The organism is Paenilisteria riparia FSL S10-1204, from assembly GCF_000525995.1.
Taxonomy (GTDB): domain Bacteria; phylum Bacillota; class Bacilli; order Lactobacillales; family Listeriaceae; genus Listeria_A; species Listeria_A riparia.
The window spans coordinates 18,019-34,100 of the sequence record NZ_AODL01000009.1 but is presented as its reverse complement, the minus strand read 5'-3'; the positions used below and the strand labels follow the sequence as shown (position 1 = coordinate 34,100).

Genomic DNA, 16,082 nt, shown 5'->3' with positions numbered 1-16,082 from the left:
TATAACAAATCGAAAAAAGTTAGATACGCGTGAGGGGCATCTAACTTTTTTTCGATTCATATTAAGGTAATTCATTTCCTGCTGCTAAATAAATTTCATACCATTCTTGTCTCGTTAATGTGATATCGGATGCTGCGCTGATATCTTGCAAACGTTGTGGGTTCATCGTACCAACGATTGTCTGAATCTTCGCTGGATGGCGTAAAATCCATGCTGTTGCAATGGCAGTGTTTTTAACACCTTTATCCGCGGCAATACGATCGATGACTTTGTTTAGTTCTGGGAATTTCGGATTATCTAGGAAAACACCCTCGAAAAAGCCGAATTGGAACGGTGACCAAGCTTGGATAGTGATGTCTTTTAGACGGCAATAATCTAGGATGCTACCATCGCGGTCTACGGAGCGGTCAATCGTCATGTTCACGTTAAGCCCCGCATCAATCATCCCTGTGTTAGTAATGCTTAACTGCAATTGATTCGCAACTAACTTCTGTTCTACATATTTGCTTAATAGTTCGATTTGCATCGGATTTTGGTTACTCACACCGAATTCACGCACTTTACCACTTTTCTTAAGCGACGTAAAGGCTTCTGCAACCTCTTCTGGCTCCACTAATGTATCAGGACGGTGAAGCAGTAAAATATCGATATAGTCGGTGTTTAGACGTTTTAAGATGCCATCTACCGATTCTAAAATATGCTCTTTTGAAAAATCAAACATACCTGGACGAATACCACATTTAGATTGTAAAATCATTTTTTCGCGAACCGCTGGGTTCATTCCAACCGCTTTTGCAAAAACCTCTTCTGATTTCCCGCCGCCATAAATGTCTGCATGATCGAAGAAATTAATTCCTGCATCCATCGCTGTTTGGATTACTTTTTGGGCATCGTCGTTTGACAAATCTGCCATGCGCATGCAACCTAGCGCGATTTCAGGTACTTCTAAGCCACTGTTACCAAGATTAATTTTGTTCAATGGAAAACACCTCTTTATCTTATTTGGGTGACGCTTACTTTCTTATTTTCACACGCGCTCACGCTTAAGTCAATTAATAACTCAAGAGCCACTCCCAGCCGCTGTTGCTGCACTTGCTGCCGCTGCTGCACTCGCCGCTGCCGCACGCTCAATCGCAATAAGTACATGAATCGACACCATCAAACTCTCTACTTGTTCTTTCGTCATATTTCTAGCTTGATCTTCCGTATACAAACTCAAAGCCATCGCCGTCGAAAACTCACGATTCCAGCGCAAACCAGCATCTTCTCGCATTGCTTCAATCAAATCAAAGAAAGATGCATCCAGTGTCATACTATCACGCACATACGCCAAAATGCCAAGTGTCGCGTAATGAATCGGCCGTACTTTCACACTCGCGCGGTCCAATTCCTCTGCTAATACAGTCACTTTTTTCACATGTTCCGCATCTCTATCCATGTAAATCATTGTTGATGTCGCAGCCAAAAATTGGAGGCTATCGCTCCGCCGGAACCCAGCACGATTAAATTCAGTAAAATAATACTCATTAATCTCCGTAAGCTTCTCTGGTGATAGCGGCGTATCTAATTGTGCCAGCAAAACAGCTGACGTCACATCCTCTGCACCAGTTAAAAACGGGTGCTGCTTGCGTAGACAAACATAAATTGCCTTCGCCCGCTCTGCTACACGTCGCGGATTGTCCACTCTTAGCAACAAATACGCACCAAAATACGTAAAGTTTGTTCGCTTAAATCCACTATCTATCAGTAATTCATAGTGATCAATCAAACGTTTCACTGTCGCTGCATCATTTTGCCCATTAACTTGCAAAAGTCCAGCTAGCGAAGCTCGGGTATTGCCATCTAGCGTATTGAAAAAACCGAGTTGCTTTTTAAACAAAGTTACCGTTTCTTTAAAAGCACCCGCATCAATTTCAATATTTTCACTTGTAAATAACTGCGCGATAAGAAACCGAATTCGCTTATCAACCGCCATGACACCCGATGTTTTCACAAGTTGATAATTCGACAACAAACCGCTTACAATTTTACCACTTTCAAAAGACATTTCTGACATTTTTCCACGCTCCTTAACAAGTTTAAACGCCTACTAATCAATATCGTTTTCGAATTACTTCTTCTCAATCAATAGCCATTTTATGATGCACCAAAATCAAATCTACCGTTTCATTCATTGATTCACATGCTATTATCTCTATTTCGCTACAATTATCATCGAATTCTTCTTCCAAATTAAATAATCTTTTTCGAGCATCTGCAAAACCTCACTTTGTATGTTAATTTCAGACCAAGTATAACATAAAAAACCGCAAACAACATACTGTCCGCGGTTCCATTCTCTCTTATTTATTCAGCAAACTATGCTTTCGTCCGTACGCAAAATACAAAATCAAACCGATTACAAACCAAATGCCACATGCTACCCATGTTTCTACGGATAATCGTGTAATCAAGAATATGCACATCGCAAAAGATATAATTGGCAGTACTGGATAAAATGGTGTTTTAAACCCATGATTCGTAATCGTTTTATTGCGCCGTAAAAAGATAATTCCGATTGATACCATCATGAATGCGAATAAAGTACCCATGTTCACCAATTCTGCCAGTTTGTTTAGCGGTACAACGCCCGCGAAAAACATAATAACAATCGAATAGGCCCACGTGCTTTTAATCGGAACATTCGTTTTTTCATCGATTTTTGCCATGCTTCTTGGCAACAAACCATCACGACCCATTGCATAAATCAGACGAGTTCCACCGTACAGCATAACAAGGATAACTGTAATCATACCAACGACTGCACCAAGCGAAACGATTCCTGCAATCCAATCTTGATGAATAATTTGTAATGCAAAAGCTACCGGATCAGCCACGTTCAAGTCCTGATAAGAGACTATTCCTGTTAGTACAATCGAAACGGCGATATACAAAATCGTGCATACAAGCAGTGAACCAATAATCCCAATCGGCATATTTTTCTGTGGATTTTTTACCTCTTCAGCGGCTGATGACACTGCATCAAAACCTAAATAAGCGAAGAAAACTAACGCAGCACCATTCAATACACCGCTAAACCCGAATGGCATAAAAGGCTGCCAGTTGTCTGGTTTCACATAGAACGCACCGACAAGAATGAATAACAAGATAACACTAATTTTCAAAATAACCATAAAGGCGTTTACTCGTGTCGATTCGCGAATGCCTCGTGTCAACAAGTAGGCGATAATCGCGACAATCGCAATCGCCGGAATGTTAACGTATGTGCCTGCCTCTGGATTAAACGCACCTGAAATTGCCGTCGGAATATGAATATTAAAACCTGACAGTAACGATTGGAAGTAGGAAGACCAACCACTAGCCACAGATGCCACAGCAAGACCATATTCGAGTAACAGCGCCCAACCTAATAGCCAAGCAATCAATTCCCCAAAAATAACGTAGCCGTAAGTATATGCACTCCCAGCCACAGGTACGGATGAAGAAAATTCCGAATAGCAAAGTGCTGCAAAAGCGCAAACTATGGCTGCAATAACAAACGAAATAACAATCGCTGGACCAGAATGAAGTGCCGCAATAGTTCCTGGTAAAATAAAAATTCCCGTTCCAACGATAGCCCCAACACCTAGGAAAATCAAATCCATCGCGCCAAGCGTTTTCTTTAAATGAATACTTTCACTCTTATTATGAATAAGCGATTCTAATGGTTTCTTTCTCAAAAGTGATTTTAAAAACATAATTTTAATTTAGCTCCTTAATATGTGAAATGTTAATTTTAATTCTATATACATCATACCTTTAAAGCGAATTCGCGTCAATGTGTTAAAATAAAATAATAAAAAAAAGCCAAACCTTTTATTTTCAAAGATTTGGCCTAAATTACCCCTAAAATGACCCAAATTCAGCTGCTCCACCCTGCTTCAAATAACCAGTTACTAAACCATCTCGCAGACGTCTTTCGATTTCCCTCAGCAACAAAATATAGTCAAATAATACCTCGTCTGGAATCATCAATTCACCTGACTTAATTTGCTTAAATAAATATTCTAAAATAGCGGTACATAGCGTTTGCGGAAGTTCAACAAGCTCAGAAAATGGTGTTTGAATATCAAATCGGTCTTCGCCAATCGCTTCATAAATCGTATAATCAATCTGTCCATTTTGAATTTGCTCGTGAGCTTTTAGAAAAAGGGCCAACGTTTCTTGTTCCTTCGCCTCTAAAAATCCAGGCACACGCTTGCGACGCTGATATTCCGACGTCTTCACATAATAAGTATCTCTCCAATAGGCGATAATTGATGTTCCATGCTCCTCTACAAAACGTAAAACTGCTGTAACCATATTTCTCTCTCCTCCTGTATGGTGCCATTTTCTCTATAGCTTTACCTTCCCCATCCCGTTGTTCAAACCTCTTGCGTAAGGTCCACGATGCAAGGCTTCCCGTCCGCATCCAATAGAGGTGTTAGACCACCCGCGTATCCAGCAATATGGAATAAATATTGAACGCCTGTTTCTTGGTCCACCCAAATTTCAGTAACATTCAGTTTTCCTTGTGTATAGGTTTTCTTAAATCGCTCTTCATCCATCATTTGTCCCCCCCTCATATCGGATTATCTTAAATAGACTAGTCCCCATCTACTCTATTTAACATCCCTTTTTATGTAATCCTTACCATCATTATACAATAAAAAAAGATGTTACACATTAAATTTCAAAAATTAATTTGCCATCAAAAAGGCCCCCATCTCTGGGGGCCCTAACTTTAGATGTTATTTTTCTTCCGCAACAAATGGTAATAGTGCCATTTGGCGTGAGCGTTTAATAGCAATCGTTAATTTACGTTGGTATTTAGCGCTAGTTCCAGTTACACGACGAGGAAGAATTTTTCCACGTTCGGAAACGAATTTCTTCAATAATTCTACATCTTTATAATCGATATGCGTGATACCGTTCGCAGTAAAGTAACATACCTTTTTACGACGGCGTCCGCCTCTACGTCCTCCAGCCATTAGGTTTCCCTCCTATTCAAATTAAAAATCCAATCACGTTACTTGTCTCATTTTACTTATTAGAACGGTAAATCGTCATCTGAAATGTCGATTGGCTTACCATCACTAGCAAATGGATCAGTGTTACGCGCTTGGTAACTCTGAGATTGAGGTTGTTGTTGCGTTTGTTGTCCGTAGCTATTATCGCTTTGTTGGTTGAAGCCGCCGCCATTGTTATATGACGATTGCTGTCCACCACCGTTACTGTTATTGCTGTAGCCACCGCCACCATTTGCTCCGCCGTTTGCACTACGAGGCTCTAGGAATTGGACGCTTTCAGCAAGGATTTCTGTTACATAGACACGTTTGCCATCTTGACCTTCATAATTACGTGTTTGAACTTTACCGTCAACGCCTGCTAAGCTACCTTTTTTAAGGAAGTTCGCAACGTTTTCGGCTGGTTTTCTCCAAACAACACAATTGATGAAATCTGCTTCACGTTCGCCAGCTTGGTTAGTAAAGTTACGGTTTACAGCAAGTGTAAATGTCGCAACAGCAACACCAGCAGGCGTATAACGCAATTCAGGATCTTTTGTCAGACGACCAACTAATACAACACGGTTCATCATTGTAGAACCAACCTCCTCTCGTTTTTTGTAAAAAATCCGGTCATTTCCCGGGAAATATTAAGCTTCTTCTTTGATAACGATGTGACGAATGATATCATCCGAAATTTTTGCTAAACGGTCAAATTCGTTGATAGAATCCGCAGTTGTCGCAGAAATACGAGTGATTTGGTACAAACCGTCTTTATGGTCTTCGATTTCATAAGCCAAACGACGTTTACCCCAATCCTTCGATTCGATGATTTCCGCACCATTGTCAGTTAAAATGCCGTCGAAGCGCTCAACTACAGCTTTCTTCGCCTCATCTTCAATGTTTGGACGGATAATATACATAATTTCATATGTTCTTGCCATCTCTTTACACCTCCTTGTGGTCTTAGCGGCTCTGATAAAACGCTAAAATAACGCCTTATCCCCAGCATTTTCATAGCATTTCGCGTACTTCCAAACTGGAAACGAGCAAGGAATAATTTTTAATTACTCACGATTAAATATTATATCATAGCTAATTAGCGTTCGCAACTATCTACTATAAATAAGTGCAGACTATTTCAGTCTTATTTTCTTAGTATTTTTTCCATCGCTTTACCTTTTGCTAGTTCATCGATTAATTTGTCTAAGTAGCGAATCTGTTGCATTAATTTGTCTTCGATTTCTTCGACACGATAGCCGCAAATCATACCTGTAATCAATGATGTATTAGGATTCATCGCTGGTGCTTGTGCAAAAAATGTAGCAAAATCGGTTGCCTGATCTAAAACTTGCTGTAAGGATACTTCATCATAACCTGTGAGCCAAAATATAATTTCATCTACTTCAGCTTTGGTTCGACCTTTCTTCTCAACTTTTTGTATGTACAACGGATATACATTGGCAAATGGCATCGTATAAATTTTGGGCTGTTTCATTCTGATTTCCTCCCTTTTAATTCGCATGATTGTTCTATTTTATTATGTATTTGGCGACGATGCAAAAAGCTTCAACAGATTTAATATCCATTGAGGCTTATCAAGTCGCGCCTAGTTCTTTTTTTTTCTTGCTAAATATGGCCTTAAATGAGCGCTTCATAACGTCAAAGAAACTAACCGAACTTACCATGTTGGCTGGATCGACATAGACCCTTATTGCACGCAGGACGTCTTTTGGTCTTTTTGAAGCAAATGTATAGGTGCCGTTGCGCTTTGTTTTAATGGCATAGCGAGGAATCCACTTGCCTTTTAGCATAACGGAAACGATGACTTGATCTACTTCTTCCCAAGGGATTTGGATGAACTTACGGACATCGCGCGAATTGAAAAACTCAAACCCTTTATCACCAATCAAAATTTTGCCGTAATCTGTGAGTCCTGTATACGCGGTGGCATCTATTGTTAAGTCTACCTTTGTATTAATTGATTGAACCAACTGTACTCGCTCCATTTCTTTCGCTTGTTTTGCTTATTATACCATATCTAAAACAAAAAGAGGCCAGTGTTTCATTGCACCAGCCTCTTTTTAAATCAGCTTATTTTACAGAAGTCCGATTAGGTGACCAACGATACCCACTACGAACAGTCCTAGAATGATAATGATTGGGCTGATTTTCTTCTTAAGCAACCACATACATAGGAATGTGAGTGCAACTGCTGCAAGACCTGGGATTAAGTTATCCAAGTTGTTTTGCAGAGTTGTTACTTTAATTTCGGATAATGCTAAGCCTGCTTGTTGTTGCTCTAATGCTGTTTTGATTCCTTGAGCGCCTTGTGGAAGGTGATTCCAATCAATATACGCGCCGTCATCTAGTTTAACTTTCGAGATTATAGGGGCAAACTGAATATTTACCCACCTCTGAACCAAGGCGGCGAGCACGAACATCCCGAGTATCGAGGCACCTTTTGTAATATCTTGTAGTAAGCCACCAGAAAGGTCATCAGTGATTTTAGAACCAGCTTTGTAGCCAAATTCTTGTGTATACCACATGAAGCCCCAACGAATAACGTTCCAAGCAACGAAGAATAAAATTGGTCCAAGAATATTTCCGCTTAAGGCAATAGAAGCACCTAGCGCTCCTAGCATTGGACGGATTGTAAACCAGAATACTGGGTCACCAACACCGGCTAGTGGACCCATCATACCAACTTTAACCCCTTGGATTGCCACATCATCCACTTCTGCGCCGTTTGCACGTTCTTCTTCTAGTGCAAGTGTTACACCAAGAATCGGTGACGCAATGTATGGGTGTGTATTAAAGAATTCTAAGTGACGTTTTAACGCAGATGAACGTTCTTCTTTTGATTTATATAATTTTTTAATTGCGGGAATCATGGAGAAAGCCCAGCCACCATTTTGCATACGTTCATAGTTCCAAGAACCTTGAATGAACGTAGAGCGCCATGCTACGCGTAAGCGATCTCCTTTTGTCAATTCGATTTTTTCTGCCATTCTCTTCTCCTCCTTTTTTATTAATAGTCGTTTAATATATCGCCCAGTGGATCGCGCGAGTTTCCGCCGCCACCGCCGCCATTTGAATTACCGCCACCCATTTTAGAAAGGTTAAGGTAAATAAGAGCTAGTGCAACACCTAGAGCACCAATTGCGATAAGTGTTAGTTGAGAAATTGCGGCTACAACGAAACCGATAACGAAGAACGGCCATACTTCTTTCGTTGCCATCATGTTAATAACAAGTGCATAACCTACTGCTACTACCATTCCTCCACCAATAGCCATGCCATCCGTTAACCATGCCGGCATTGCTTCTAGGAACGATTGAACGCTGTCTGCTGGAATGAATAAAAGTGCTGCTGCTGGAATTGCAATACGAATACCTTGCATACAGATTGCTCCGATATGAAGCCATTCGACGGTTCGTATATTCCCTTTTTCTGCGGCTCTGTCCATCAAGTGAACAATTGGAACTGCCAATGTACGAACGATCATAGTTAAGAAAAGTCCTGCTACTGCAAGTGGAATTGCAATTGCGATTGCGGAAGGAATACCAGAGACTCCTTGCCCACCTAAAACTAATATAATTGCTGAAGCTACTGAGGCAAGCGCGGCATCTGGTGCTACGGCTGCTCCGATATTTGCCCATCCAAGCGCGATCATTTGAAGTGTTCCGCCAAGGATGATACATGCTGTTAAGTTACCTGTTACTAATCCAATCAATGTACATGCTACAAGCGGTTGGTGAAACTGGAATTCATCTAGGATTCCTTCAATACCCGCTAGAAATGCGACAAGTACGACTAAAACTATTGATATGACAGACATAATAAACCTCCTATTTTACTTTTTTATTTTGCCTTTAGTTCTGCTTTTGCTTTTTTAAGTATGTCTTCCATGTTTGCGCTTGAGTCATTCGGAACTTTACGTACGTCAAATTTAACGCCTTTTTCTTTTAGTTTTTCGAAGGCTTCGACATCGTCTTGTCCCATTGAAAGTACTTTACTTACAACGACTTTACCGACTGAGTGAGCCATAGAACCAACGTTTACTTGTTCGATTTCTACGCCGCCTTCAATAGCGCGTAAAACATCTTGAGGATTTTCGAATAATAAAAGTGCTTTTGTGTTGCCAAAACGCGGGTCTTTGGAAATCTCAATCATTTTGCTAACTGGAATAACGTTTGCTTTAACCCCTGGTGGTGCTGCTTGCTCGATTAATTTCTTACGTAAATCATCTTTGGAAACCGCATCTGACACAACAATGATTCTTGTTGGATGCGTTGATTTTGTCCATGCTGTAGCTACTTGACCATGTAGCAATCGAGAATCGACGCGCGCTAGTACAAATTCGATTTTACCGTCACCAACTGCCGTAAGTTCTTCTGGGCCTTGTTCAGTGACTGCTTCTTCTGATTGTAACTCTTCTGGTTTGACGCGAACGCCTTCTTTAGCGGGTACTTGGATAGCTGCTGCAATTTCATGCGCAGATTCCATTGTGAAACGAGATGAGAAAGCTTCAATCAACATCGGCAAGTTCAAGCCAGCTACGATTGCCCACTTGTCTTTATGTTGTTCGTAAAGACCATTTGCCTGATTGAAAGGTGTTCCTCCCCAAAGATCGACTAAGAATAGTACTTCATCTTGGTTATCGAAGGATGCGATTGCTGCTTCCATCTTAGCTTTCAGATCTTCTGGGCCTTCGCTTGGCATCAAAGTGATTGCTTTAACGTTCTCTTGTTCTCCGAAAATCATCGTTCCGGATTGCAAAATGCCTTCAGCAAATTCACCGTGAGTTGCGAGGATAATTCCTACCATCTTTTTCCCTCCTAATATGATTCATTTATTTTTGCTGCCCGTTTTATGATATTGCAAGTTTTGTGCCAAGTTTAGTGTATTGCCGGATAGTTGATTGTGGGACAATGGTTTAGAGATGGTTATTGATGATGCGTCATTTAGTGTATTATGGATTGATACAGATAGCATAGAGTGTATATTTAGTGTATTGTTGGACAAATAAAACAGTCGTAATTATCTAACAAATTAAACGAAGACACTGCTTGGCTGCTTGTTTCGTCCTTTTTCACAGGATATTTTATCTATTCAATTTCCATTATTTTAGTGGTATTATTAAGATGTTATCATAAAATAATGAAAGCGGGAGGGAAATGTAGTATTTTAGATGTTTTTATATTAGTCGGGTAAATGGGTTAGTTTTTGTTGTCTATTGCATAGTCGCTTGATTTTGCAATAGAAGTAGCTACTGGCAGTGGTTTAATAAATGGTAGTGCTTATCCAGACTTCTTTGAAACGGATTTGACGCTATTCCGATAACCTTTTTTGTATTAGTTTTGTGTTTTTGATGATTTATATAAAGATTGGAAAATTAAATAATACTACTACTGAAATGCTCCCTACTTTAAAAGTTAAAAATGATGCTAGTCAAATCAACATTTTGTTATACTTTATAGGAACTAATTATAAAATTGTAAGGACGTGACATTTTAATGAAAAGAATACTCATTAGGTCAGGCATGCGCCCTACAGATATTTATACAGCAGAAGATATTTATTTAAAAGATAGAACGGGCTTTAACAACGGGAATTTAGCTTATCAATACAGTATTTATCGTACATTATGGAATGAAAATGTGGAAATAGATGCCGATGGATTATCATCAAATCCAAATTTAGCTGAGAGCATCAATGAGAATTATGATTTATACGTTGTTCCGTTAGCTGATGCTTTTCGGGACGATTTCCGCCAAACATTGCGTAACTATACAGAATTAATTCGTCGTTTGAAAATTCCAGTTATCGTTACTGGAGTCGGTTTGCGCGCTAATTATGAGCCACAGTTAGAGGAAGGTTTTTCATTTGATGAGGACGTGATTAATTTCGTAAAAGCGGTGCTCGAGAAATCTTCACAAATTGGTGTACGTGGCCAAATCACGGCTGATTATTTGAAGAAACTAGGTTTTAAGGAAGGTGTGGACTATCGTGTTATTGGTTGCCCTTCTCTCTATACTTTTGGTAGAGAGCTGAAAATACGGGATCTAAAATTGACGGAACAATCTTCTATCGCAATCAATGCCTCCCCAGTCTCTTCCGACATTGCGATACAGTTCTTGAATAATATGATTGAGACACATAAAGATTATCATTTCATTCCGCAGCATTTAGATGAATTTTATTTGATGTTTGCTGGTGGGCCTAGTATTACCAGTGATGCAAATGACTACCCCACTTCTACTGAGCATAAATTCTATCAAGAAGGTCGAGTTAAATATTTTACTAACATGCCCAGTTGGTATGCTTTTGCTAAAGAAATCGACTTTAGCATTGGTTCTCGTCTACATGGCAATATTATTCCAACCATCGTCGGAACACCAAATATTTCTTTTGTACAAGACGCTCGTATGCGAGAGTTAGCGGCTTATCATGGCCTCACACATATAACTATTGATGAACTAAAAAATACAAGAAGTATAGAGGAGGTTCTTAACAAAGTTGATTTGAAGTCTGCCGAAAAAGTGCAGGCTCGTAACTTTGATAGTTACCTTGACTTTCTCGATATAAATGGGCTAGAACATATTTATAAAGCGAATCGAAACAGAAAAACAGCACCATTAGATACTCTAGTTCAAACAATAGACTTCCCACAAAGCCCCAAACCCATCAACGACACTAGATTCAAAAAAAAATGCTGGCACGTATACAAGTTTCTACTAATTTATTAGAAGAACGTCAAGATTTCAAACTCAGGTACCATGTCAATCGCGTTAACTCACAGCTTGTAAACTTGAAAACATTGTACACTAACGAACGAGTAGAATTTAAGAAACAAATGGATTCACATCGAGAAATAAACAAAAAAAATAGAAACTGAGCTAACCAAAACTGAGAAGCGCTTACAACTTAGCATAGATGAAAATCGCAAAGTAAACACCCGAGTTAAGTATTACAAAGGAACCTTAAATAGAAAATCTGTAAAAGCAACACTAAAAATCGCTGATGCCTTAGCAAGTCTAAAAAACAAAGTTATAAAAGGATAAATTATACCAATAAAACACTAAAATAAAACTACATTTTCAAACCGAAAAAGCTATCAACCTCTCTCCTGATTACTAGTAGTGAGAAGAGAGATTGATAGCTTATCAATATTGCTCAGAAGTTTATAAAACGATAAGCTCCCGCATAAAAAGATACGAATTATATTCCAATTTTATTTTGATGTCTATGATCTGTCCTTGTGTTTTTGCACTAGGAAAACCCCAATACCAGTTTTCACCAGCTTGGTATGTGTTATCTCCAATGACAGGTTGTGTAAAATCGATTTGGGCGAGACTCGGCTGTTTAGCGGTTGCATATATGTGTCCATCCACTTCATATTGAATCGATGCAGGGATACGAATAGATGCGTTTCTATCTTGTAGAAAGGACATGCCTATTGCTTGGATGCTTTGAGGCTTCCCTAAGTCTAAACGAAGATGAGCAAATCCTTGAGCATCTGTATAAATTTGTTGTTGGATGGTGTAGTCGTCCCGTTTCTCTGTCCATGGAACATACGCGCGATGTTGCGTTAATCGTGTAGCAACAACGCGATCTCCCTCGTATGAGAAGCCTTCCGATTGATCTGCGAAAGTGAGTGTTTCTACTGGAAGGCCAGTCGATAGCGCGCGCATATTAATACTTGGGGTGTTTATTTTGTAGTCAGAAACACCGTCTGCAATGGTTGGCGGTAAAGTTAAGGCGCACGTATACGGAGTGCTCCGATTGCCAAATGCATCAAACGCCATGATCTCATACTGAATGCTTGCACCAGGTATAACTTGATTATCCGTAAAGGAAGTAGTTACTTTTCCTTCTTCCGCATACACATCTTTAATTTTAATACGTTTGCCATCAATTGTTCGATAAATAGCGTAACCAGTTTCTTCTCCTGTGCGCGTGATATCAAACACAATATTATTATGGTTCACTATCGTATAGTTTACAGCAGGTTTTGTTACGATTTTTTTAGGTATATAGCCTAGTTGCTGGCTTTCTACATAGGCACGATAGTATGCCTCATTATTCGTTTGACCAGCCAAAAAAGTTTCACTCATCGGCATTAAGCTATGCGCACTAAATGAAATTTGTCGCTTCACGTAAGGATCCACAACCTCCATATTTTTCATCAGTCGTGTCATATCCATTGATTTCGAACCTGACATGCTGTATGATTCTGGGTTATTCCAAAGTTCAACATTAGTAGCGCGCCCCTGCAACTTACGATCACTATTACTTACCGCAATCATGTCAGACATAGATCGATACCACGTCCCTAACTGATCAGCGGATGAACTTTCCCACCCGGCGCCATCCTGAGGCATCAGCGTGTCTAATTCCGTCTGGTCAAACACACTACGCCACATCGAGTTCCATTGAGCAACATCATTCCGCGTCGGTTGTACAAGATTAGTGTATAATAACGGGCTAGTTACAATACGCCCTTTTGGCAGTAATTCTCTCAAATGAGCTGTTACTGGCTGCAAGTAGTATTTAATCCAACGCTCCAGCGCTTCTCCTTCATATAAGTTAGCATTGTCCACTTCAAAAGGTAGATAAAAACCTTTGATTTGCGCTGCATAAGATGGACCATACAACTGTATCATTTCATCTGCAATCTGAATAGAAAAGGAGGCACTTTGTTTTAAGAACGCTTGGCTTTCTGGTGATTCAAAGTGATCGTATAGCGCTTGAAACCACGATGACTCGCTTAATTGCAACGGTAAGTAAACATCGATATTATTGTCTTTTGCGCTCTGCAATGCGTAACTTAGCTGTGATCGTTCTGTAACAGAAGACTGGTCTGTCGCTTGAAAACGTCTTGTTGGATAGTAAAATATTTGCCTCTGCGCGTCGATATAGCTGACGGAGATTTGTGGGATAAGGACGGACATATTTGCCTGAGCTAAGCTAGCCGAAATGCTTTGATATTGCGTTTTTCCCCAAGGTTGTCTGCGCTGTTTCTGTGCATCTTCTGGTGAAGCAACTAAATCTGTTCGAATAAACATTCCTGATAAGCGTGGTAGCGACTGTCCTTGTACATCCATATCTCGCATGAAAATCCCTCCTATAATTATCATTAATAACATAAAACATTTTTTCTTGGCCACTCCCGCCTACCCCCTCTTACACCAGAGCTATTAAAAAAGCGTATCCTAATAAAACATAAGATACGTGCCACCATTTCACATAGCTCCATAAAACACTTATTAGGCTGATAAAAATCACTCACATCTGTTACCATTCATCATAACATAGAGCTATACTTGCTTGCTACTAGCAAACATTTTTAATTATATAAATAATTACGTTTTTTCTCAATATATCGTTAAAGATATATTTGTTTCATTTTTTAAAAACAGATTCGAATTTTTTTTACATCATTTTATTACATTTATACCTAAGAAGCCTCGACAGGCATGGCAACTGTCGAGGCTCCAAACATAATCATAATAATGCGTCTTGTATATTGTGCATCTATTTATTGAAATCCGTTAAATTACTGCAAATCGATTTGGTAGCTGGGTAAACTTGTGTATATACATCGTATAATTGTTCGTATTTCTGTACATTTTCTTCTCGCGGTGTGAATGTCGCGTCCTTGTACTGTACGAAAATATTGCGGCATACTTCGAAATCTTCAAACCAACCATTGCCGACAGCTGCAATCATACATGCACCAACGCCTGGACCTTGTTCTACTTCTAAACGGATAATTTCTGCGTTGAAAATATCTGCCTGCATTTGCATCCAATCGGCATTTTTTGCTCCGCCGCCAACGCTGATGATTTGCTTGAATTTCTTGTTTTTTGCTTCTTCCATCAAAACTTGAGCGTCTTTCAAGCTGAAAGTAATGCCTTCTAGTACGGCGCGCGCAAAATGTTTCAATTCATGTCGTGTATCGATGCCGATGAAGCTGCCGCGAATTTTTGAATCGATGTGAGGTGTTCGCTCGCCAACGATGTACGGTGTGAAAAGCAACCCTTCACTCCCTGGTGCCACGGTATACACATCAGCCAATAATTCTGCAAAACTCAGGCCTTTGCCGAATGTATTTTTAAACCAGTTCAAGGAATTTCCCGCGGCAAGTGTTACGCCCATCGAGTAATTGGCGTTTGGAATGACGTGATTGAAGAAATGCAGTTTGCCTTTATAGTTCGATATTTCTGCTTCAAATGAGCTGAAAACACCGCTCGTACCAAGGGAAACTAGCGCATAGTCTTCGTTCACGACGCCTGCGCCAAGTGCAGCACACGCATTATCCGCACCACCGGCAAACACTTTGACTTCCCGTTGCAAGCCGAAACGTTTGGCGTAGCTAGCATTCACCACGCCAACTTGCTCTACAGACGAAACAACTGGCGGTAAAATCGACATATCGATGGCGAACTTCTCGCAAATCGCTACAGACCAGTCGCGCTTTTCGATGTCAAAAAGAGATGTTCCTGCGGCATCTGAGTACTCGCAGTGCATATTTCCAGTCAGGATGAACGCCAAATAGTCTTTTGGCAACATAATTTTGCGAACTTTTGCCCAAACTTCTGGTTTATTTTGCTGTAGCCATAGGATTTTTGGTAAGGTGAAGCCTTCTAGTACGATATTTTTCGTAATTTCGATGATTGTTTCGCCGAATGTGTCCATGATTTCTTGGCACTGTTTCGTCGTTCGCACATCATTCCATAAAATCGCCGGATACACCAATGTATCCTCGTCGCCAAGCGTCACTAACGAATGCATTTGCCCTGAAAAACTGATAGCCTCAAGCTCTGCGCCAAAATCTGTGACTTCAATGCTCAGTCTTGTCAGCACTTCTTCGCAAGCAACCACCCAATATTCAGGATGCTGCTCGGAAAAACCTGGCGCCGGTGAATCAATGTCATATTCTGCTGAAGCTTCCGCAATCACTTGCCCCGCCTTATTCATGAGAATACCTTTGAGGGAGCTCGTTCCAAGATCAATGCCTAATACATAACTCATCAGCTAAAACTCCTTCAC

General features: G+C 40.1%; 15 protein-coding genes and 1 pseudogene. 1 reads left to right on the top strand and 15 read right to left on the bottom strand.

All coding sequences use genetic code 11. The annotated features are described in order from the left end of the window. Positions 1 to 61: 61 nt before the first annotated feature. The 13 genes from PRIP_RS08050 to PRIP_RS07990 form a co-directional block, all read right to left on the bottom strand. Positions 62 to 979: an aldo/keto reductase gene (locus tag PRIP_RS08050; protein ID WP_036100731.1), complete on the bottom strand. Its 918-nt coding sequence runs from the start codon at positions 977 to 979 to the stop codon at positions 62 to 64. A gap of 81 nt (positions 980 to 1,060) precedes the next feature. After that, positions 1,061 to 2,056, bottom strand: a complete 996-nt coding sequence (locus PRIP_RS08045; RefSeq protein WP_036100730.1) for a DUF4003 family protein — start codon at positions 2,054 to 2,056, stop codon at positions 1,061 to 1,063. 286 nt (positions 2,057 to 2,342) lie between these two features. Continuing rightward, entirely contained in the window at positions 2,343 to 3,737 is a 1,395-nt protein-coding gene (locus PRIP_RS08040; RefSeq protein ID WP_036100729.1) for a branched-chain amino acid transporter BcaP, read from the bottom strand. A 148-nt stretch (positions 3,738 to 3,885) separates the two neighbouring features. Beyond that, positions 3,886 to 4,341, bottom strand: a complete 456-nt coding sequence (locus PRIP_RS08035; protein ID WP_036100728.1) for a hypothetical protein — start codon at positions 4,339 to 4,341, stop codon at positions 3,886 to 3,888. Positions 4,342 to 4,403: 62 nt separating this feature from the next. After that, a complete protein-coding gene (locus PRIP_RS08030; RefSeq protein ID WP_036100727.1) occupies positions 4,404 to 4,586 on the bottom strand; it encodes a DUF6440 family protein in 183 nt (60 codons plus the stop codon). Positions 4,587 to 4,769: 183 nt separating this feature from the next. Continuing rightward, positions 4,770 to 5,009 (bottom strand): 30S ribosomal protein S18, encoded by a 240-nt coding sequence (gene rpsR, locus PRIP_RS08025; protein WP_036084446.1) that lies wholly within the window; start codon positions 5,007 to 5,009, stop codon positions 4,770 to 4,772. 59 nt (positions 5,010 to 5,068) lie between these two features. Further along, positions 5,069 to 5,617: a single-stranded DNA-binding protein gene (gene ssb / locus PRIP_RS08020; RefSeq protein ID WP_036100726.1), complete on the bottom strand. Its 549-nt coding sequence runs from the start codon at positions 5,615 to 5,617 to the stop codon at positions 5,069 to 5,071. 57 nt (positions 5,618 to 5,674) lie between these two features. After that, positions 5,675 to 5,968 (bottom strand): 30S ribosomal protein S6, encoded by a 294-nt coding sequence (rpsF, locus tag PRIP_RS08015; protein WP_036084450.1) that lies wholly within the window; start codon positions 5,966 to 5,968, stop codon positions 5,675 to 5,677. A gap of 203 nt (positions 5,969 to 6,171) precedes the next feature. Beyond that, positions 6,172 to 6,522 carry a DUF2200 domain-containing protein gene (locus PRIP_RS08010; protein ID WP_036100725.1) on the bottom strand — a complete coding sequence of 117 codons (351 nt, stop codon included), beginning with the start codon at positions 6,520 to 6,522 and terminating at the stop codon, positions 6,172 to 6,174. Between the two features lie 100 nt (positions 6,523 to 6,622). After that, positions 6,623 to 7,018: a DUF956 family protein gene (locus PRIP_RS08005; protein ID WP_036100724.1), complete on the bottom strand. Its 396-nt coding sequence runs from the start codon at positions 7,016 to 7,018 to the stop codon at positions 6,623 to 6,625. 105 nt (positions 7,019 to 7,123) lie between these two features. Further along, entirely contained in the window at positions 7,124 to 8,035 is a 912-nt protein-coding gene (locus PRIP_RS08000) for a PTS system mannose/fructose/sorbose family transporter subunit IID (protein WP_036100723.1), read from the bottom strand. Positions 8,036 to 8,055: 20 nt separating this feature from the next. Beyond that, on the bottom strand, positions 8,056 to 8,865 hold the full coding sequence (locus PRIP_RS07995; RefSeq protein WP_036100722.1) for a PTS mannose/fructose/sorbose transporter subunit IIC: 810 nt from the start codon (positions 8,863 to 8,865) through the stop codon (positions 8,056 to 8,058). A gap of 23 nt (positions 8,866 to 8,888) precedes the next feature. Beyond that, the gene (locus tag PRIP_RS07990) at positions 8,889 to 9,854 is read right to left on the bottom strand and encodes a mannose/fructose/sorbose PTS transporter subunit IIA (protein ID WP_036100721.1); all 966 of its coding nucleotides are present in this window, start codon (positions 9,852 to 9,854) and stop codon (positions 8,889 to 8,891) included. A gap of 689 nt (positions 9,855 to 10,543) precedes the next feature. Here PRIP_RS07990 and PRIP_RS07985 point away from each other — a divergent pair. Further along, positions 10,544 to 11,845 (top strand): annotated as a pseudogene (locus PRIP_RS07985) (polysaccharide pyruvyl transferase family protein); the annotation flags it as partial. A 366-nt stretch (positions 11,846 to 12,211) separates the two neighbouring features. Here PRIP_RS07985 and PRIP_RS07980 read toward each other — a convergent pair. Next, positions 12,212 to 14,143, bottom strand: coding sequence for a DUF4434 domain-containing protein (locus tag PRIP_RS07980; protein WP_036100720.1), 1,932 nt, complete (start codon positions 14,141 to 14,143; stop codon positions 12,212 to 12,214). Positions 14,144 to 14,564: 421 nt separating this feature from the next. Next, positions 14,565 to 16,064 carry a xylulokinase gene (gene xylB / locus PRIP_RS07975; RefSeq protein WP_036100719.1) on the bottom strand — a complete coding sequence of 500 codons (1,500 nt, stop codon included), beginning with the start codon at positions 16,062 to 16,064 and terminating at the stop codon, positions 14,565 to 14,567. Positions 16,065 to 16,082 lie beyond the last annotated feature (18 nt).